Origin of the sequence: Nocardia beijingensis NBRC 16342, from assembly GCF_001612785.1 — a bacterium.
Classification (GTDB): Bacteria; Actinomycetota; Actinomycetes; order Mycobacteriales; family Mycobacteriaceae; genus Nocardia; species Nocardia beijingensis.
Map to the genome: position 1 here is coordinate 23,666 of NZ_BDBC01000046.1, position 19,244 is coordinate 42,909.

Consider the following 19,244-nt stretch of genomic DNA (forward strand, 5'->3'; position numbering starts at 1 on the left):
GTCGGGCAGCGTCCCCTGGATGAGGACCTGGGAGAACCCGTCCGGCAGATCGAAGATCGGCTTGAACTTCCAGGACGCGCCCTCCGGCGGCGCACCGGTGCGCCATTCCAGGATCACTCCGTCACCGTTGGTGAACGCCTCGGCCGCGCTACGGGTGCGCGACCACGACGTGGTGTCGCTCTCGGCGGCGCGACGCTGGGAGATGTGTTCCTCGGCGGACAGGTCCACGGTTCCGCGCGGCACCGCGCGACCCGAAACCGCCTCGTGGTACGCGGGATTGACCGATCCGTCGGGTAGCAGCCGAGGGATGCCGCGATACAGCGGCGTCCCGTCCTCGGGCAGATTGCCCTCGAACAGAACGTCCCCATGGCGGCCGAGCGAGTCGTCGGGAGCACGCGCCTGCGGCCCATCATGCGGAAGGTCGATGTGGTCGGCCTCGAGCGAGAGCGGCGCGTCGCTGTTCTCCGGCGGCTCGGCGGCCGACCGGGTCAGCAGGTCGTGCAGCGCTCGGGCGGGCGCGCAAGCCGAGTCGTCGCCACGCAGCACGTGCTCGGCGAACGCCTCGGGCAGCGCCTCTTCCGGCCGCAGGTTGCCGTCTCGGTCGAAGCTGTGGCCGCTGAGCTGGTGCAGCCAGTCCTCGAAACCGAGTTCGGGGTTTCGTGTGTCGTCGTCGAGATAGCGCTCGTAGAGGTATTCCTCGGCGCGATGGCGCGCGCTCTGCTGGCCGGCGTGGTCGAGCGCGTGCCCGTATTCGTGCGCGACGACGGCCAGGACCGGACGACGCAGCACGTCCGGGGAGAACCGGCCGTTGTCCACACCGATCCGCATGCGATCCCGGAACGTCTGCGCCCCGGTCGCATGGTCGTAACTGAGGACGATCGATTCGGTGAACATGCGCCCGGAGGCGTCCAGCCGTGGCTGCGCCATGCCGATCACCTCGGGCGGCAGCCCACCGATACCGACGCCGCGCAGGTCGGCGGCCGGGAACCGCTCGACCAGATCGACCATCGCCCTGGCGTATTCCCGCACCACCTCGGGGTTGAGACCGTCGAGGTCGAACCCGAATACCTCGAACTCGGGATTGTCCATCACGCCGCGCAGGTGCTCCCGCAGCCGCTCGCCGACCTCTTCCGGACTCAGATGCGACCACTCGTCCTCACCCGTGACGCCGAGCAGTTCCGCATCGCGGGCGGCCGCCGCGTCGCTGTCCTGGAGCGGAGGTGACGAATCGTCGGCGTCCCGCGCCGGGGTGTCGGCATGCGGCGCCTGGTCCGGTGCACCCGCCAGCGCGGGCGATGCGATGCCGCCGATGACATCGATCCGCACCAGCACGCCGTCGCGATGGAGATTGAACTCGCGTGAGGTGACGACGCCGTCCTTGGTGGCGTGCACCAAGTGGTATTCGATCGCCAGCGTCCCGTTTTCGTGCGCTTCCAGCAGTTGATCGCGCGCCCGCATCAACGCCCGCTCTTCAGGACTGCCCGGAACGACGCCGCGCGCCGCCCTCTCCTCGGGCGTCTCGGTCAGAATCCGCCGGAGGTTCTTGTCGATCGCGGCCGTCCGGCGCAGATACTCCGGCGAACCCTGTTGCGCCTCGGCGGCTTTGGAACCACCAAGGTCCCGGTGGACACCCTTGGCCTCGATCACCACCAGCTTCGGCGGCCGGCCGTCGGCACCGGGAACCAGCACCGCTATGTCGACGGTATCCGCGCCATCGATCGCGCCTTCGAACGGCGACAGCAGCACGGCGCCCGGATGCTTGTCCGCGTCGAGGGCGAACGCTCTGCCGCCCAGTTCGCCGAGCGTCTTCGACGCGTTCACCAGCAACGGGCCCAACCGGTTGAACTCCGCGGCATTGCGCTCCATCTCGCCGAGACGATCGAGCTTCGCCTGCTTCTGCTCGTCGGAGAGGTCGGACTCCAAGATCTCGATCTCGAGCTTCTCCACCCGTCCGGCGAGCTTCTCCTCGGCCAGATCGCTGATCTTCTCGATCCCGAACTCCGCAATGTGCCGCTTGACCGCGGCATTGGCCTTGTTGCGCTGCGTCTCCAGCCCCGCCCGCTCGGTGACCGTCTTCGCGATCCGGGCCGCGATCGCGTCGTCGATCACGGTGTACGGTTGCTTGTCGCCTGCGTCGGCCATGAACCGGTAGGGCCGGTTCGTCAGATGATCGGTGACGTATTCGTTGTTCAGCTCGTCGCGCAATCGGAAGCTGTCGTCGCGGTAGGTGCCAGGGTCGTCGTCCCGGTGATGCCACGTTCCGTCCGCGTCGCGATAGGAATCGGGCCGATCGCCGAACATGTGCAGCAGTCCGGCGGCGTCGCGGAACATGCCCGTGGGCACATGGTCGTCGCCGTGCTCGGACCGGTGCTCGGCGTCATCGGATTCACCGAGGAAGTCGGGCGTCTCGTCGAGGGCGGCCATGCGGTCGCGCGCGGGCCGCGTGCCGTCGCCGCCGGCATGGTCGCGGTCCAGCGGCGCGACCTTCCGGTCAGCCGGTTCCGACGCAGCGTCGGCGTCACGCGGCCGAGTCGCCGAATCCGAAGGCCGATTCGCTTCATCCACAGCGCTCGGAACACGGTCACCCGACGGAACACGCTCCGGGTCAGCTGTGTCCGAGTCGGTGCGCGACCGCGCCGAGTCTGTATCGGCATCGTCCAGCGGCGCGGCCTTCCGGTCACGCGGTTCCGACGCACCGTCGGCGTCACGCGGCCGAGTCGCCGAATCCGAAGGCCGATTCGCTTCATCCACAGCGCTGGGTTCACGGTCACCCGGCGGAATACGCGCCGGATCGGATGAATCAGCGTCGTCGCGCAACCGCGCCGGGTCCGCGGCCGGATCAGGTGAATTCGCCTCGTCGCGAGACCGCGCCGGATCCGTAACGGGATCAGGTGAATTCGCCTCGTCGCGAGACCGCGCCGGGTCCGTGGCCGGATCAGGTGAATCCGCTTCGCCGCGCGAGCGCGCCGGGTCCGGTGCCGGGTCCGACGGCGAACGCGGCGGTACCGGGGCATCGTCCGCGGGACGCCCACCGGCGACCCGCCACCAGGTGTCGGCGTTCTTGCGGAACTCGCGGGCATGCCATTCGGCCTGCCCCGCCTTGATCCGCAGCGAGCGTTTCGTCACGCCTTCCGGCAGATCCGCCTCATCGATGCGGTTCACCAGGTCACGCAGCTGCCGCGCCTGCTCGGCGGCCCGCCTGGAGTGCATATCCGCCATCTCCGCCCGCAGCCGCGCGCGGAACTGCTTCGGCGTCTCGCCGTCGCGCCGACCGCTGATCTCGCCGGCGGGACCATAGATCGGGCGTTCGTCGGCGGGTCGCACGCGCGGGTCCGATCCGCTCGGCGGCACCGTCTTTCCAGCACCGTCGAACAGGATCGCCGACACCGAGCGGAGGTCCGCGGGCACGTCCGGCGGGAATCCTTTGCGGCTCTCCGCTCCCGGATCGGACACCTCGATGCGGAACTCGCCGGTGTCCGGATGCATGCGCACGGTCAGGGTGTAGGCGTGCGCCCCCACCCCGTGCTCGTCGACGGGGCCGGCGTATTCGTCCACCACGAGGGCGCGCGGTCCACGACCTTCGGCGACATCGCGCGGATCCATCCCCGCGGCCATCCGCAGCAATTCGTCGGCGATGCCCTGGTGACGGGACTGTTCCTGGCCGCCGTCCGGGTAGTCCCACAGACGGCCGCCCGCTGCCTGCTCGATCTCGCGCAGGGACATGCCGCGCTCACCGACCGGTTCGTCCGGCGGCCGAATGGTGCCGCTGCCGGTCGCCTCCTGGAGTTCGGCCAAGGAGAGCCGGGCGCACTCCCCACGATTTCTCGGATGATCCTGCTGCGCGTCGGATTCGGAATCGTCGCGCGTGGTTTCGTCCGTGTCCCGGCGATCCTGCCCATCGGTGTCCGCACCCCGGCGACGAGCCGGGCCGTCGGTATCCCCACTCGGACGACGCGCCGGGCCATCCGTGTCCACACGGCGCACCGTCCTGGACTCACCCGCGTCACCGGCGAGCGGCAGCACGACCGGCTCAGTGGTTTCGGGTCTGCCGTCTTCGGATTCCGAGGCATCGCGGGAGCGCGCCGCCTCGCCCTCCGTCCGGTCGGCGCCTGCTCGGCGCGTCTCGCCTGCCGAGCGTGTCTCGCCGTCCTGGCGCGCCTCCCCCACCTGACGGGTCGCACCGGCCTCCCGCCTGGATTCGGCTCGCGGAGCCTCGGAGTCGGTCTTGCCCGCCCGCACCCCGGCCTCGTCGCGGCCGGAACCCACGGCGCGATCGGCGACACCGGCCCGGCCCCGGTCAGCGACCGCCCTGCTCTCGGAAGTGGCGGCCGGGGCGCGGGACTCGGAAGACGGCGCGGGTCGCGCATCGCTCGATCCGGGGGAAGCAGGCGACGCATGCGTAGCGCCCGGCGCGACACCGGTCGACGGCGGCGCGCCAGTTGTGCTCGGCCCGCCGTGCGGCGTCGCACCGGGACCGGTGAGCGGAACGCCCGCGACGGGTGTCGCGCCCGTCGGCGGAGTATCCGAGACCGACCGCGTCTCCGGGTTCCGCACACCGTCGACAGTGCCGTGCTGGGCGGCACCCGGGTCACTAGCTCTATCGTGCTGTCCTGCGGCAATATTCGGTTCCTCGGAACGTCCTGTCCCAGCGCCGCGCTCCTGCCTTCCTTCGTCGGCGAGCCCTGCGCCGGTGTCGGACGTCGACCGCTCGCCCGACGCGGACCGCTCCCCCGGCGCGGACTGCTCACCCGACGCACTCCGCTCACCAGAGGCAGACTGCTCACCCGACGCCGTGTGCTCACCCGACACAGAATGCTCACCCGCCGAGGGCTGCTCACTCGACGCGGCCCGCTCCCCGGACGCAGACTGCTCCCCGGACGCAGACTGCTCGCCAGGCGCACTCCGCTCACCAGACGCAGATTGCTCACCGGACGCCGCACGCTCACCAGACGCAGACTGCTCACCCGACGCCGCACGCTCCCCGGACGCAGACTGCTCACCCGACGCCGCACGCTCCCCCGACCCTGCCCGCTCCCCGGCCGCCCCCTGCTCCCCGTTCTGCGCCGTAGTGCCGGCCTCCCCATTCCGCCCAGCCTCGTTCGACCTCCCCCCATCGGCCCCCGCGCTCGCACCCCGATCTCCGGACACCCCGGCCCCGCGCGAAGTATCCGTACCGCCGGAGACATTGCCGTTCCCGGCCGCGGGCATCCCGGCGCGCGGAGCCCCGTTCCCCCCGGGCGTATTCGACGCGCCCGGAGCCAAACTGCCGTCCCCCGCACCGGGCGTCCCCGCGCCATCGGGCCGGTAGCCGACCCGCGGCCCGCCCACGTCGGCGAAGAGATTGTTCACCCGAGTTCCCAGATCGGGACGACTCATCGTGGTCGGCATCACCTTGTTCCACATCTGCGCGGAACCGACCTTCGCGGCGCTGGTCATCGCACCGTTGGACGCGCCCGCCGTGAACATGCGCCAGTCGACCGGCGTGTTCCCCAGGTTCTGCAGCGCCTTGTCCAACCCGTCCGTCGCCACGTCGAAGCCGAACTGCGTGGCGGTCGCACCGAGGAAGCCGGCACCGGCGCCAGCCAAACCCGCCGTGGTCCCGGTGATCGCGCCGTGCAGGAACGGATTGAACTCCGGGCCGAACTTCCGGGTCAGCGCATGGCCCAGCTTCTCACCCAGCGGCCCCGCCGCCGCGCCGCCCGCAGCGGAACTCACGGCGGTGACGACGACCTGCTCGACATTGATGTTCTTGCGGTGCCCCTGCTCGACCTGATAGGCCTGCACCCCGAGTTCCTGCATGGTGCCGAGGATCGTGTCGATCGCGACGTGCCGGAGCAGGAAGCTCACGAACCGGTTGGCCACGATCCGCCCCACCCGCTGGATCACCGCCTGCACCAAACGCTGGCCGATGATGCGAACCGCGATCCGGGTGGCCGCGATCGCCGCCGCGTCCACCGCGGGCTTGAACGGCCCGGACGCGAACGACGCCGCCAGTTCCGCCGCCAGCAACGCCAGCGACGACCAGTACATCAGCTTGCCGTATTCGATCTCGGTGCCGACGTCGTAAGCGGAGTCGCCGATCTCCTTGAAATAGTCGGCCAGCTTCGACAGCGTCTGGTCGTCCTGCGGATTGCCGCCGCTGAACGTCAGGAAGCTGTCGAAGGCTTTGACCATCTCCGTGTAGCCGTCGCCGGAGGGATAAGCGGTCATCGACGCGCTCTTGGCCGCCACGATGTCGGGGATGACCGAACGCAACTCCTCCGCGGCGGTCCGCCAGTCCCCACCCAGGCCCCACATCTGGTCTTCGTTGCCCTCGGGCCACTCCATGCCGACGATCGGCTCGAGGTATTTCAGCGCTGCGGGCAGCTCGATGGCCATGGGCGGCTACCTCGACGGGCCGGTGCGGCCACCGAGCTCACCAGCTGGAGTCGGTGACCGATCCACCACGATCGCGCTCTACGGTCTCGGTGAAGCGCATGCCGCTGCCGTCGGAGAACTCCCTGCGCTCCCGCGCGTTCGGCGGTGTCGTCGGGGCCGGGACCGGTTCCGGCGCGCGCAGGTCGGGCATGCCCTCCACCAAGTCGGACAGCTTCGGCATGCGCGCACGATGAGTGTCCAAAGGAGCCATCAGCTCTCGCGTCTTGCGGGCGACATCGGCACTGGCCTGCTGCGCGGCCTCGGTGACCGCCTTGGCGATCTCGGCGTGGCTGAGATCCTCGATATTCGGCCCGAACTGGGTGTCGATGACCGTGTTGTCGGCATTCACGACGACCGTCACCCGCTTGCCGCGCACCGTGGCCCGGCCGGTCAACTCCGCGCGCTCCTGCTGCAACCGCGCGATGATCCGCATCTGTTCCTGGACGCCGTCGAGGATGTCGGCCAGGTCCGCTTTGGCTTGCTCGTTCGTCATCGGTCGGAGAACCCCGGGGTCAGCGGATGCCGTCGCGGTTGCCGTGCTCCATGTCGCGCAGCAGATTCGCGGTCTTCGTCTGTCCCTTGCTGAAGTTCTCGAATGTGCCCGCCACGTTGCGGGCGCCCTTGATCAGGTTGTCCCTGGTCGTCGTGTAACCGCCGGAGCCGTCGGGGCCGTTGGCGAAGTTGCGGCCGATAGTATCGTTGCCCCAGCAGTTTCCGCGCGCGGCGATCGACGCGCTCAATCTGTCGATGATGCCGTTGATCCGGTCCTCGACGTGCCCTGTCTTCTGGGCCGCCTTGCGGAACAGATGCTCGTCGAATTCGACATTGTCCGCCATCGCGTCCGCTCCTCCACCCTCGCGTCCTTCCCACCCACGGTAACACCGGATGACTAATCCCCAGTGACGCCAATATGAACGGCGAATTCCTCGATGTTTGCGGGCAGGCTTCGCTCCAGGTCGAACACGGGTGAGCCCGTGAGATGCGCTCGGCGCCCCGAATTTACGGGGCAGGACGGCCGCTCACAGCTCCAGCATCACGGTGACCGGGCCGTCGTTCACCAGCTCGATGCGCATATGCGCGCCGAACCGCCCGGTCGCCACTGTCCCGCCGAGTTCGCGCAACGCCTGCGCGAAGTGCTCGACGAGGGGCTCGGCGACAGCGCCGGGCGCGGCCGCCGACCAGGACGGACGCCTGCCCTTCTTCGTGTCCGCGTACAGCGTGAACTGGCTGACCACCAGAATCGGCGCGCCCAGATCCGCGGCCGAGCGCTCCCCGTCGAGGATGCGCAGCCGCCACACCTTGTCGGCCAGTGCGCGCGCGGTCGCCTCCGAGTCGGAGTGCGTCACGCCCACCAGCGCGACCAGGCCGTGCGGGAGGCCGTCGGCCACCGGGTCGATCCGGCCGACGACCTGCTCGCCGACGGTGACCCGGGCCGAACTCACGCGCTGTAGAAGGGCTCGCACAACCGTCGATCATGCCTTCCGTCGCGGCGGCGGCGTCCGCGCGGGTCACCGGCCGCCGGACAACCCGGTCTGCCTGGCGGGATACAGGTGCGCGCGGGCGGCAAGCGTGACAAACTCGGTGCGCAGAAGATTGTGGTGCGCGGTTGCCGCGCGTTGGCGGAGGATCATGCTGGAAACGAGGAGCGCGATGGATCTGGACGCGATGGAGCGTCAGATCGCGGCGGATCGGTATGCGGCCCTCGACCGGACGGTCGAATCCGAATTGCGCTTGGCCACCTCTCTCGGCGAACTCGCCAAGGGGCTGATCGCCACCAAGAACAACAGCTCGACGCGCGACCGCACGCGGGAAGCGCTGGCGCCCGCCGAAGAGGCGGCGGCAATCCGCCTGCGCCTGCTGTCCAGGGGGCAAGTGCTCACCGCCCGCCTCGCCGGCGAGTTGAACGACGCGCTGCGCTCCTTCGAGCAGGCGGCGCGGCACAGCGGCCGCAGGGAACTGGCCACCACCACGATCCGGCGCGCCTGCGACGTCTACCGGCAAGTGGCGCGCGAGCACCCCGAGGTCGCGGGCCCGTGCGCCGACGGCCTGTCCAAGTGCGGTGTCTGGCTGGGCAGGCTGGATCAGGACGCCGCCGTGGCCGCGACCGAGGAGGCGGCCCGCATCCGCGCCTCCCTCGCCGCGGCGAACCCGGAGCTGTCCGGGAAGTACCTGGCCAGCCTGAGCACGCTGCTGCGCACGCTCATGGTCGGCCGGTCACGCAAGCAGGCCATCGCGATGTACCGGGAGCGGTACGCCGCGTTCACCTCCACCAGCATGTCGATCCGGCTGCGCGCCTGCGGCATCCAGGACCTGGATCTCACCCCCAAATCGCACCGGGCCCTGGTCGAATTGGGTTGCCGCACCCTGGAGGGAGCCGGACGGCTCACCCAGCAGCAGATCATGTTCAAATCCTCCGGCGACCTGTCGACCGTCGAGGAGATCAACTGGAAGCTCGCCCTGGTCGGCCTGCGCCCACTCGCGCCGGGCACCGAGCAGGATCAGCCGTCGACGCCCGTGCAGATCGGCTCCACCTTCGGCGCACTCAGCGTCTACCTGCCGGAACGGGACGCCATCGCCCAGGTGCGCGCCGCGATCATCGCGGCCTACGCCGTCGACGACGCCTATCCCCTCGACCGCGAGAGTTATCTCGGCACGCACGAGTCGAAGTTGACGATCCGCGAGCCGAAGCTGAACACCTCCGCCACCCTCGGCGACGACATCGTGCTGATCGACCAGCCCTACGGCGGCTGGGTGACGGTCATGAGCCTGAACTGGGAACTCACCCCGGTGGCGAAACATCCGCTGGCACTGCGCCTGTCCCAGGACTGGCCCGTCGCGGCGATCACGGTCACGGAGGACGTGGCCTACGAGTTGTGCTGGTACGAGCGCGGCGCGGCCACCCAGTACGCCGCGCTCGGCCGTCCGGCCGGGCAGGCTCCGCTCGACAAACCGCTCGCGCCATTGGATTTCGAGACGCTGGCCCTGTACAACCCCGATCGCGCGACGGAGAGCAAACTGCGCGCGGCCTTCGGCAACACGAAGGTCTTCGCCAACCTCACCTACCTGCCCGATTGCGGCCTGCGCCAGATCAGTGCCGACACGCCGTTGTCCGAGCACGGCGACCGCGTGCTGTTCTTCCGCACGACACCCTGAGTCCGCTGTGCCGCAACGATTTGCGGCAAGGTAGCCGCTCCCGTCAACGGCGGCGGTGAACAAAATACCCGGCGTTTCCACCCCGCATCTTCGCAGGTCATTTGACCAGGAAATACGTACGCCGAGTTGAACGGGGGGCCACGTCGCGTCTCCTGCCGGTCACCGCACGCACCGGTAACCAGCAGGCAAACGAACATCTCGAGAACTAATTGAACGGAATGTTTGATCCGCTCCATGGAGTGCTCTACTGAAACAACGCCCGCACGATGTACCGGATCACAGCACCGATGCCGCAGCGCCGTCCGGGCGGCTTGGAAAAAGTCACACGAAGCTACCCGAGGGCCCTATGGACCAACTGGCGTTGGCGGACACCCCGACCGCCCGATGCGCCTACTATCGACACACCTGCGACCTGCCCGCCGGAGTTCATCCGGAGATAGGCCGAATCGTCTTACGCGCCGGATTCGTCGGCGCGATCACGATGCCCGCCGCGTTGGGGCAGAAAGTGCGCGACGATCTCGTCCATCGCCGAATAGCGGTGGGCCCGATCATCTCTCACGTCCGGTCCAAACGATGGACCTTCCTCACCCGGCCCGACTTACCCGACGACGTGCGGCTGTTCGCCGAGCTGTTCCGCCTGAACGTTTCGATCGTGCCGAGCGGCGGCGAGATCGCCCTGCCGTCCCCCGCGGCCGCCGATGCCGACTACCGGCACTGGATCGTGCCTCCGGAGAACGGTTTCCGTCCCGCGGGCTCGTCCGTCGTGGACGCCGTACGGTCGTGCACGAGAACGGTCAGGCGATGACAACCGGAGCGGTTCTTCCGGCGAAACATCAAGTGCTGCAAGCCTGCCGAGGCGAAATGCACGAAAGCAACCCGCTGCTGCGCTGCGCGCACGAACTCACCACGTTGCACGAACGCAGGATGAGCGCGGCACACGACGCGCTCGACGAGATAGATGCGCTGCGCGCGAGCCTGATTCGCGACATCGACCGCTGGATCACCGTGCAGTTGCCCCCCGCCCACGGCGCGGCGCACGTGCACACCGAGACCGTCGGCGCGGTGATCGATCGCCTGGCCCAGTTCACCGCGAACGCCTATGCGGCGCTGGCCAGCGCTTCGGAATGGGATCTGTGGGACGCCTGGCAGCGCTTGGCCGAACTGGCCGTCGGTTACGACGACCTGGCCGCCGAGGTCTGCGCGGGCGTGCGGAGGCTGCCCGGCGCATCCTAGGTCCGTCGCGGCTCCCCATCCGTAGAGTTGAACGGATGGGGAGTCCGGACGACCACGACGAGAAGCTCGCCTTGCACGCCAGGAGAGCGAGTTCATTCGGCGCGCACGCCGAACACCGACCCGATTATCCGGCCGCGGCCATCCGCTGGGCGCTGGCCGCCGCCGCCCACCGGCACCCGCCGACCGTCCTCGACCTCGGTGCCGGAACCGGCAAGCTGACCGAGGGCCTGCTCGAAGCAGGCGCCACCGTGATCGCCGTCGAGCCGGACGAGCACATGCGCGATGAGTTGCACCGCCGGTTTCCGAGCGTCACCGCCCATGCCGGAGCGGCCGAAGCCATTCCGCTCGAAAAGGAATCGGTGGACGCTATCGTCGCCGGACAGGCTTTCCACTGGTTCGACTTGGACCGCGCCTATCCGGAGTTCATCAGGGTGCTGCGGCCCGGCGGCGTCCTCGCCGCCCTGTGGAACACCGACGACGCTTCCGTGGACTGGGTCGCCGGGCTGAAAAAGGTCGCCGGGTCCAGCGTGTCCATGGCTCCGCCGCCGAGCGGACGGGTGACGCTGCCCGACCACCGGATGTTCCACGAGCACGTGTTCGAACGGTCGACCTTCCCGCACCGGTATCGGCGCACCGCCGAGTCTCTGGCCGCGACCATCGGCACGCAATCGCACACACTGGTGATCTCCCCCGAAGAGCGGGCCGAGGTGCTCGGTCGGATCATGGCCTATCTGCGCGAGCGGCCGGAGACCGCCGAGGGTGAGTTCGATCTGCCCATCGTCACCTTGGCGCTGCGGACAATCCTGCGCCCCGCCGACTGAACGGCTACTTACGCATACGAAATAGCCAGGCCAGAGCGTCGCCCGCCCTGCCACGAAGCCCTCGAGGCAGGCGAAATCGCAGCGAACTGCGGAGTGCGCCAAGTCGATTCGAGTAGCGGCCTACTCACGTCAACCCTGCCTGCCCGGCCATACGCTGACGGCATCGTTCAAACAGTCCCGAACCCCAAGGAGAAGTAACCGTTCCACCCCGCACGGGCACCGACCGGGCCCACCGCTTCGGCTCGACGCCAAGGACGCGGGTGCAAGGAACGACGTCACCGATCCAGCGAACGCTGGGTATCGCCCGGTGGCGTGTCGGCGCATGGTGTCGGCGCGCGGAAACGCGGCGAGATCGACCAGGGCATCCTGGCGTCGGTGCGGCTCGTTTCCTCGCCGCGCAGTGTCACCGAACCGGACCATCCGACGGCCGTGCGCTACTCCGGACGCAACGTCAGGATCCGGGGTCCGTCCTCCGTGACGGCGACCGTGTGCTCCCAATGTGCCGCACGACTGCCGTCCACGGTGACCACGGTCCAGTCGTCGTCGAGCACCTTCGTCTGGGTGGTGCCGAGCGTGAGCATCGGCTCGATCGCGAGCACCGAGCCCACCACGAGCCTCGGTCCCTTACCCGGCTCCCCTTCGTTGGCGAGGAACGGATCGAGGTGCATCTCGCGCCCGATGGCATGCCCGCCATAGCCGTCGACGATGCCGTAGGCGCGCCCGTGCTCCTTCTCCGCCGCCCGGGTGCCGAGCTCGATGGCGTGGGAGACGTCGGTCAGCCGGTTGTCGGGCAGCATCGCCGCGATTCCGGCCTCCATCGACGACTTGGTCGCCTCGCTGAGCAACCGATCGGCCTCGATGATCGTGCCGACGCCGAAGGTCCAGGCCGAATCGCCGTGCCAACCGTCGAGAATCGCGCCACAGTCGATGGAGACCAGGTCACCCTCGGCGAGGATCTCCTCGGCCGTGGGGATCCCGTGCACCACACGGTCGTTCACCGATGCGCAGATGGAGGCGGGGAAGCCGTGGTAGCCCTTGAAGGAGGGCACCGCGCCCGCGTCCCGGATCACCTGCTCGGCGACCTCGTCCAGTTCCAGGGTGGACACCCCGGGCTTGGCGGCGGCGCGCACGGCCACCAGGGCGCGGCCGACGATAGCGCCTGCCGCCGCCATGGCATCGAGTTCGCCTGCCGTCCGGAACGGCACGACCTTCTTCTTGCGGTTGAAGACCATCCGGCCTCAGCGCTCCATCGTCGACCGGCTCAGTGACCCAGCGCGCGCAGCGCCCGCGCGTTGACGTCGTCGACCTCGCCGACGCCGTCCACCGAGACGACCAGGCCGTCGTAGTGGTCGAGCAGCGGCTCGGTCTCCTCGCGGTACACCCGGAGCCGGTTGCGGATCACGCTCTCGTTGTCGTCGGCGCGGCCGCGCGCGAGCATCCGCTCGACCACGGTGTCCTCGGGCACGACGAACCGCAGCACCGCGTCGAGCTTGGTGTTCATGTCCTTGAGGATCTTTTCCAGCGCGTCGGCCTGATCCACCGTGCGCGGGTATCCGTCCAGGACGAAGCCGTTGACGGCGTCGGGCTCGTTGACCCGCGCCTCCACCATCCGATTGGTCACGTCGCTCGGCACCAGGTCGCCCGCGTCCAGGTACTTCTGCGCCTCGCGGCCGAGCGGGGTCTGCTGGCTGATGTTCGCGCGGAACAGGTCCCCGGTGGAGATGTGCGGAACGCCCAGCTTCTCCGACAGCAGGACGGCCTGGGTGCCTTTACCGGCGCCCGGCGGACCGAGCAGTACAACTCTCACTTGAGGAACCCTTCGTAATTTCGATTCATCAGCTGGCTCTCGATCTGCTTCACGGTGTCCAAACCGACGCTCACCATGATCAGCACCGCGGTGCCGCCGAACGGGAGGTTCTGCGTACCGCCGGAGGCGCCGATGTCGAGGAACAGGTTCGGCAGCACCGCCACCAGACCGAGATAGATCGAGCCGGGCAGGGTGATGCGGCTCAGGACGAAGTTGAGGTAGTCGGCGGTCGGCTTGCCGGGACGGTAGCCCGGGATGAAGCCGCCGAACTTCTTCATCTCGTCGGCGCGCTCCTCCGGGTTGAAGGTGATCGCGACGTAGAAGTAGGTGAAGAACACGATCAAACTGAAGTAGATCGCGATGTACACCGGGTTGCCCGGATTCACCAGGTATTTCTGGATGATCTCCTGCCACCAGCTCGGATTCTGGTTGTTCTGCGACCCTGTCAGCTGCGCGATCAGGTTCGGCAGATACAGCAGCGACGAGGCGAAGATGACCGGGATGACACCCGCCTGGTTCACCTTCAGCGGCAGGTAGGTCGAGGAGCCGCCGTACATCTTCCGGCCGACCACGCGCTTGGCGTATTGGACCGGGATCCGGCGCTGGCCCTGCTCGACGAAGATCACGGCGGTGATGATCGCCAGCGCGGCGACGCACACCAGACCGAAGACCAGGCCGCCCCGGTTGTCCAGGATCGCCTTGCCCTCGCTCGGGATGCGGGCGGCGATGCCGGAGAAGATCAACAGGGACATGCCGTTGCCGATGCCGCGCTCGGTGATCTGCTCGCCGAACCACATCACCAGCGCCGCGCCCGCGGTCATCACGAGCACGATGATGATCATGCCGAAGATGCTGGTGTCGGCCAGGATGTCCTTCTGGCAGCCCTGCAGGAGCTGGCCACGAGCCGCCAGTGCGACCAGGCCGGTGGCCTGGAGAATCGCCAAGGCGATCGACAGGTATCTGGTGTACTGCGTCATCTTGGTCTGGCCGGATTGGCCTTCCTTGCGCAGTTCCTCGAACCGCGGGATGACGACGGTGAGCAGCTGGATGATGATGCTCGCGGTGATGTAGGGCATGATGCCGATCGCGAAGACCGACAGCTGCAGCAGCGCACCACCGGAGAACAGGTTGATCAGCTGGTAGATGCCGCCGGACTCACCGCCCGAGACCAGGTCGATGCACTCCTGGACCGCCTTGTAGTCGACGCCGGGGGACGGCAGCGAGGCACCGAGCCGGTACAACGCGATCAACCCCAGCGTGAAGAGAATCTTCCGCCGTAAGTCCGGAGTCCGGAAGGCCGATACGAAGGCGGAAAGCACTGATCCTCCTGGCGAACGACATGGTCATGACATGGATGTTCAGCGATGTCCCTGCTCGACACTGATGGGACGCCGAAAACCACGACGAGGCTTGGGCAGACAACAATTGAACTCTAACAGTGGCACCGGACGAGCTGCTCACTCGTCCGGCGCCGCTGTCATGCAGAGTACCGTCAGCCCAGCTCGGTGACGGTGCCACCGGCGGCGGTGATCTTCTCCTTCGCCGCGCCGGTGACCTTGTCCGCGGTCACCTGGACCGCGACGCCGATCTCACCATCGCCGAGGACCTTGACCAGCTGGTTCTTGCGAACCGCGCCGGCGGCAACCAGCTCGGCCTTGCCGACCTCGCCGCCCTCGGGGAACAGCTTCGCGATCTTGCCGACGTTCACGACCTGGTATTCCGTGCGGAACGGGTTCGTGAAGCCCTTGAGCTTGGGCAGCCGCATGTGAATCGGCATCTGCCCGCCCTCGAAGGCGGCCGGGACGTTCTTGCGCGCCTTGGTGCCCTTGGTACCACGGCCCGCGGTCTTGCCCTTGGAGCCCTCACCGCGACCCACGCGGATCTTCTCGGTCTTGGCGCCGGGAGCCGGACGCAGGTGATGCAACTTGATGGTCATGTCAGACCTCCTCAACGGTCACGAGGTGGCGCACGACATTGATCAGCCCGCGGTTCTGGGCGTTGTCCTCGCGGACCACGGTCTTGCGGATACCCCGCAGACCAAGGGTCCGAAGGCTGTCCCGCTGATTCTTCTTGGCGCCGATCGAGCTCTTGATCTGGGTCACCTTGAGATCTGCCATTACTTGACACCTCCGGCAGCCTGGGCGCGCGCACGCAGCATGCCCGCAGGGGCGACGTCCTCGAGCGGCAGGCCACGGCGGGCCGCGACCTCTTCCGGACGCTGCAACTGCTTGAGGGCGGTGACAGTCGCGTGCACGACGTTGATGGCGTTGTCGCTACCGAGCGACTTCGCCAGAATGTCGTGGATACCGGCGCATTCCAGCACGGCACGGGCCGCGCCACCCGCGATCACACCGGTACCGGGCGAAGCCGGACGCAGCATGACCACACCGGCGGCCGCCTCACCCTGAACCGGGTGCGTGATGGTGGAGCCGATCATCGGGACGCGGAAGAAGTTCTTGCGAGCCTCTTCGACGCCCTTCTGGATGGCCGCGGGAACTTCCTTGGCCTTGCCGTAGCCGACGCCGACCAGGCCGTTGCCGTCACCGACGATCACGAGGGCGGTGAAGCTGAAGCGCCGACCACCCTTCACGACCTTGGAGACGCGGTTGATCGCGACGACCCGCTCGAGCTGGTTCTTCTCCGCGGCGTTGTCGCGACGGTCGCCACCGCCCCGACGGTCGCCGCCACCGCGACGGTCGCCGCGGCCGCCCTCGGGGGCGCTGCCATTCTGTCCGGCGGGTCCGCTTCCGCCGTCACGCCTCTGACGTCCCGGCATCAGACGTTCCTTCCGTTCTTGTTGTCGATCATCAGAATTTCAACCCACCTTCGCGAGCGGCATCGGCCAGTGCGGCGATCCGGCCGTGGTAATCGTGCCCACCACGGTCGAACACGACGGCCTCGACACCGGCGGCCTTGGCACGCTCGGCCAGCAGGGCGCCGACCTTCTTGCTCTTGGCCGACTTGTCGCCGTCCACCGCGCGCACGTCGGCCTCGATGGTCGAAGCCGCGGCGATGGTCTTGCCGACCGAGTCGTCCACCAGCTGGGCGTGCAGGTGCCGCGAGGAGCGGTTGACCACCAGGCGCGGACGCTCGGTGGTGCCGACGACCTTCTTGCGCAGGCGGAAGTGACGGCGCGCCTTCGACAGGCGGCGCTGCGTCGACACGTCCTTGCCAAGGGGGATGCGCTTGGCCTTCTGGTTTTCGGTTTGCGCCATGATCACTTACCCGTCTTTCCGACCTTGCGGCGAACGACCTCGCCGGCGTAGCGGATGCCCTTGCCCTTGTACGGGTCGGGCTTGCGCAGGCCGTGGATGACCGCCGAAATCTGGCCGACCTTCTGCTTGTCGATCCCGGACACGGAGAACTTGGTGGGCGACTCCACCGCGAACGTGATGCCCTCGGGCGCCTCGATCGGCACCGGGTGGCTGTAGCCGAGGGCGAACTCGAGGTTCTGGCCCTTCAGCGCGACGCGGTAACCGACGCCGAAGATTTCCATCTTCTTCTCGTAGCCCTGGGTCACACCGACGATCATGTTCGACACGAGGGTGCGGGTCAGGCCGTGCAGCGCGCGGCTGCGGCGCTCGTCGTCCGGACGGGCGACCTCGAGCTGGCCGTCCTCGCCCTTGGCGACGGTGATCGGCTCGGCGACGGTGAGCGACAGGGTGCCCTTGGGCCCCTTCACCGAGACGTCCTGGCCGTCGATGGTGACATCCACGCCCGCAGGGACGGCGATGGGCTTCTTACCAATACGCGACATAGTCCTGCTCCCTTACCAGACGTAAGCGAGGACTTCGCCGCCCACGCCCTGCTTGGCCGCCTGCTTGTCGGTGAGCAGGCCGGAGGACGTGGAGATGATCGCCACGCCGAGGCCGCCGAGCACCTTGGGCAGGTTGGTGGATTTCGCGTACACGCGCAGACCGGGCTTGGAGACACGGCGCACGCCGGCGAGGCTGCGCTCACGGCTCGGGCCGTACTTGAGGTCGACGATGAGCGTCTTGCCCACCTGTGCGTCCTCGGTCCGGTAGTCGGCGATGTAACCCTCGCGCTTGAGGATCTCGGCGATGTTCGCCTTGAGCTTCGAGTGCGGAGCCTTCACCTGATCGTGGTACGCCGAGTTGGCGTTGCGCAGACGTGTCAGGAAGTCTGCGATCGGATCAGTCATGGTCATGGTTCGACCTAGACACCTTTCTCGCCGCGGTTCCCATGCAGCGCCGCCATGCACAGGGCATGCCGGCGGTGGGCCTACGACAATTCGGATGGTCCGGCCGACCCTTGCCGACCGGAGGAGGTTCGATCACCCGGGCGCACGCATGCGGACATGGAGGTGCCCAGGCAACCGCTCTAGTGTAGGCAAGGGGTTCACCGGGACAAAATCGGGGTCGGTGAGGGGGCCGCCGCACTGGACCCATGACCAGCGGAAACAGCCCGTGACCGGGCTAACATGGGCCTATGTCGAGCCCAGGCGTCGAACGACCCGACCTCCCGGAGTCCATGACCTGGGAGGAGCTCGAGCAGCTACCCGAGGAGATCGCCGGACAGATCGAGCTGCGCAACGGGCGCGTCATCTGGCGACAGCGGGGGCCTGCCGAACATCAAGCGTTCACGTTCGCGCTGACCAGCGCACTAAAGCGCTGCGCTCGCGATGGCATGGCCGAGCAGCCGCAAAGCTGGTGGCGTGTCGACTTCGAAACCAACGTCTTCTTCGGCAAGACCGGCAAGTCGGACTTCGCCACCCCCGACATCCTCGTCTACCGCCGCCTCGACACCCCCTATCAGGACATCCGCGCTGACGACGTGCTGCTTGTCGGCCGCATCAGTTCTCCGGCGAACATCGCAATCGATCCGCACGAGGAGCAGCGACGCTACGCCGATGGGGGGATCCCCTGGTATTGGGAGGTGACGCTCGCGCGTAAGAAGAGGGCCATCGCGACAGTCCGCGCGTACGCCCTGGAAACCGAACCCGGCGAGCTCCCACCCGGCGTACGCCCGCTCTACCCGACGAACTACCTGCTGGTCGGCGAATGGTCACCAAACGATTCCGACGCCATCACCATCGACTTCCCTTTCCCCATCCACATCCCCTGGTCGGAGTTGGAATTCTGACGCGCAGGTCGGTCGAGAAGGGAGAGCTGTGATGCCCCACAGTCGATGGAAGACGGGTAGAGACCAGGGACTGACCGAGCCCGAGGCCGTCAGCGAAGTGCGTCATGAAATCCGACTGGCCATGGAGCTGGCCGCCGCCGTATACAACCGTCGCACGGAGCTCGGCCTCACCCAAGCCGAACTCGCCGACCGGGCGGGACTGACGCAGGCGAAGATCTCCCGGATCGAGGGATCCGACGCCGTCCCCACCCTTCCGCTACTGACAAAGCTGGCACGAGCCCTGGACGCTTCGCTGAACATCGCCATCGACGCCGACGACGCGCGCGTCAGCTTCACACCGCACACCAGCGCGGCGTAGCGCTCGCTGCGGCTTCGCTTACGTCCGCGAGTGGCACACCACTGCGCCATCGGCCGAGTAAGGCTCTCGGTGGTGTGCCACTCGCGGCCTTGCGCAGGGGTGAGCGCTCTGCGAGGCGAGGGTGTTCACGGCTGCCCTGGACGAGAAGACCACGCGCGACCTGCTCCGCCGGGCAGCAAGGAGTTTCGACGGTGACCGCTGACGGCCAATTCACCCGCCGTTGAACGTCTTCCGTGCCTCGGATCGTTCCCGAGCGCCAGACGATCAGTAGTCCAACAGGCACCAACTCCATATCGAACGACGAGCCGTCCGTGATGACACTGGCGCCCTAACCACGCGGGCGCTCGAATCG

Annotated in this window: 19 protein-coding genes (1 of these 19 cut by a window edge); 6 read left to right on the plus strand and 13 right to left on the minus strand. The window is 68.0% G+C overall.

Annotated features, from left to right (window positions below):
• The 4 genes from NB3_RS24215 to dtd all read right to left on the minus strand — a co-directional run.
• On the minus strand, positions 1–6,378 hold part of the coding region annotated (locus NB3_RS24215; RefSeq protein ID WP_443093675.1) for a WXG100-like domain-containing protein (this coding region is incomplete at its 3' end). The annotated region extends 23,665 nt beyond the left edge of the window; 6,378 of 30,043 annotated nt are visible.
• Between the two features lie 37 nt (positions 6,379–6,415).
• Positions 6,416–6,910, minus strand: a complete 495-nt coding sequence (locus tag NB3_RS24220) for a YbaB/EbfC family nucleoid-associated protein (protein WP_067807879.1) — start codon at positions 6,908–6,910, stop codon at positions 6,416–6,418.
• A gap of 19 nt (positions 6,911–6,929) precedes the next feature.
• Positions 6,930–7,253: a hypothetical protein gene (locus tag NB3_RS24225; protein ID WP_067807882.1), complete on the minus strand. Its 324-nt coding sequence runs from the start codon at positions 7,251–7,253 to the stop codon at positions 6,930–6,932.
• A gap of 183 nt (positions 7,254–7,436) precedes the next feature.
• Positions 7,437–7,880 carry a D-aminoacyl-tRNA deacylase gene (dtd, locus tag NB3_RS24230; RefSeq protein ID WP_067807887.1) on the minus strand — a complete coding sequence of 148 codons (444 nt, stop codon included), beginning with the start codon at positions 7,878–7,880 and terminating at the stop codon, positions 7,437–7,439.
• A gap of 166 nt (positions 7,881–8,046) precedes the next feature.
• Here dtd and NB3_RS24235 point away from each other — a divergent pair, with 166 nt between their 5' ends.
• From NB3_RS24235 to NB3_RS24250, 4 genes are all read left to right on the plus strand, one after another.
• Complete coding sequence (locus NB3_RS24235) at positions 8,047–9,570, plus strand: hypothetical protein (RefSeq protein WP_244892057.1); 1,524 nt, start codon at positions 8,047–8,049, stop codon at positions 9,568–9,570.
• Between the two features lie 346 nt (positions 9,571–9,916).
• On the plus strand, positions 9,917–10,375 hold the full coding sequence (locus NB3_RS24240; RefSeq protein WP_067807894.1) for a DNA-directed RNA polymerase subunit beta: 459 nt from the start codon (positions 9,917–9,919) through the stop codon (positions 10,373–10,375).
• Complete coding sequence (locus NB3_RS24245) at positions 10,372–10,803, plus strand: DUF4254 domain-containing protein (RefSeq protein ID WP_067807897.1); 432 nt, start codon at positions 10,372–10,374, stop codon at positions 10,801–10,803. The genes NB3_RS24240 and NB3_RS24245 overlap by 4 nt, the downstream gene beginning before the upstream one ends.
• 35 nt (positions 10,804–10,838) lie before the next feature.
• Positions 10,839–11,624, plus strand: coding sequence for a class I SAM-dependent methyltransferase (locus tag NB3_RS24250; protein ID WP_067807899.1), 786 nt, complete (start codon positions 10,839–10,841; stop codon positions 11,622–11,624).
• A gap of 434 nt (positions 11,625–12,058) precedes the next feature.
• Here the strand turns inward: NB3_RS24250 and map are convergent, their stop codons facing one another.
• From map to rpsH, 9 genes are all read right to left on the minus strand, one after another.
• Positions 12,059–12,856 (minus strand): type I methionyl aminopeptidase, encoded by a 798-nt coding sequence (gene map / locus NB3_RS24255; RefSeq protein ID WP_067807902.1) that lies wholly within the window; start codon positions 12,854–12,856, stop codon positions 12,059–12,061.
• Between the two features lie 29 nt (positions 12,857–12,885).
• Positions 12,886–13,431, minus strand: a complete 546-nt coding sequence (locus NB3_RS24260; protein ID WP_067807905.1) for an adenylate kinase — start codon at positions 13,429–13,431, stop codon at positions 12,886–12,888.
• Positions 13,428–14,750, minus strand: coding sequence for a preprotein translocase subunit SecY (secY, locus tag NB3_RS24265; RefSeq protein WP_067807908.1), 1,323 nt, complete (start codon positions 14,748–14,750; stop codon positions 13,428–13,430). Before secY ends, NB3_RS24260 begins: the two co-directional genes overlap by 4 nt.
• A gap of 173 nt (positions 14,751–14,923) precedes the next feature.
• Positions 14,924–15,367: a 50S ribosomal protein L15 gene (gene rplO / locus NB3_RS24270; RefSeq protein ID WP_039795561.1), complete on the minus strand. Its 444-nt coding sequence runs from the start codon at positions 15,365–15,367 to the stop codon at positions 14,924–14,926.
• A 1-nt stretch (position 15,368) separates the two neighbouring features.
• Positions 15,369–15,548 (minus strand): 50S ribosomal protein L30, encoded by a 180-nt coding sequence (gene rpmD, locus NB3_RS24275; RefSeq protein ID WP_039795559.1) that lies wholly within the window; start codon positions 15,546–15,548, stop codon positions 15,369–15,371.
• Positions 15,548–16,207 carry a 30S ribosomal protein S5 gene (gene rpsE / locus NB3_RS24280; RefSeq protein WP_039795557.1) on the minus strand — a complete coding sequence of 220 codons (660 nt, stop codon included), beginning with the start codon at positions 16,205–16,207 and terminating at the stop codon, positions 15,548–15,550. The genes rpmD and rpsE overlap by 1 nt, the downstream gene beginning before the upstream one ends.
• Positions 16,208–16,238: 31 nt before the next feature.
• A complete protein-coding gene (gene rplR, locus NB3_RS24285; RefSeq protein ID WP_067807911.1) occupies positions 16,239–16,646 on the minus strand; it encodes a 50S ribosomal protein L18 in 408 nt (135 codons plus the stop codon).
• A gap of 2 nt (positions 16,647–16,648) precedes the next feature.
• The gene (gene rplF / locus NB3_RS24290; protein WP_067807914.1) at positions 16,649–17,188 is read right to left on the minus strand and encodes a 50S ribosomal protein L6; all 540 of its coding nucleotides are present in this window, start codon (positions 17,186–17,188) and stop codon (positions 16,649–16,651) included.
• A 12-nt stretch (positions 17,189–17,200) separates the two neighbouring features.
• Positions 17,201–17,599 carry a 30S ribosomal protein S8 gene (rpsH, locus tag NB3_RS24295; protein ID WP_039795549.1) on the minus strand — a complete coding sequence of 133 codons (399 nt, stop codon included), beginning with the start codon at positions 17,597–17,599 and terminating at the stop codon, positions 17,201–17,203.
• A gap of 323 nt (positions 17,600–17,922) precedes the next feature.
• Here rpsH and NB3_RS24300 point away from each other — a divergent pair, with 323 nt between their 5' ends.
• Together NB3_RS24300 and NB3_RS24305 are read left to right on the plus strand one after the other, a co-directional pair.
• Positions 17,923–18,534: a Uma2 family endonuclease gene (locus NB3_RS24300; protein ID WP_084823624.1), complete on the plus strand. Its 612-nt coding sequence runs from the start codon at positions 17,923–17,925 to the stop codon at positions 18,532–18,534.
• A 31-nt stretch (positions 18,535–18,565) separates the two neighbouring features.
• Complete coding sequence (locus NB3_RS24305) at positions 18,566–18,892, plus strand: helix-turn-helix domain-containing protein (RefSeq protein ID WP_067807919.1); 327 nt, start codon at positions 18,566–18,568, stop codon at positions 18,890–18,892.
• Positions 18,893–19,244: the final 352 nt, after the last annotated feature.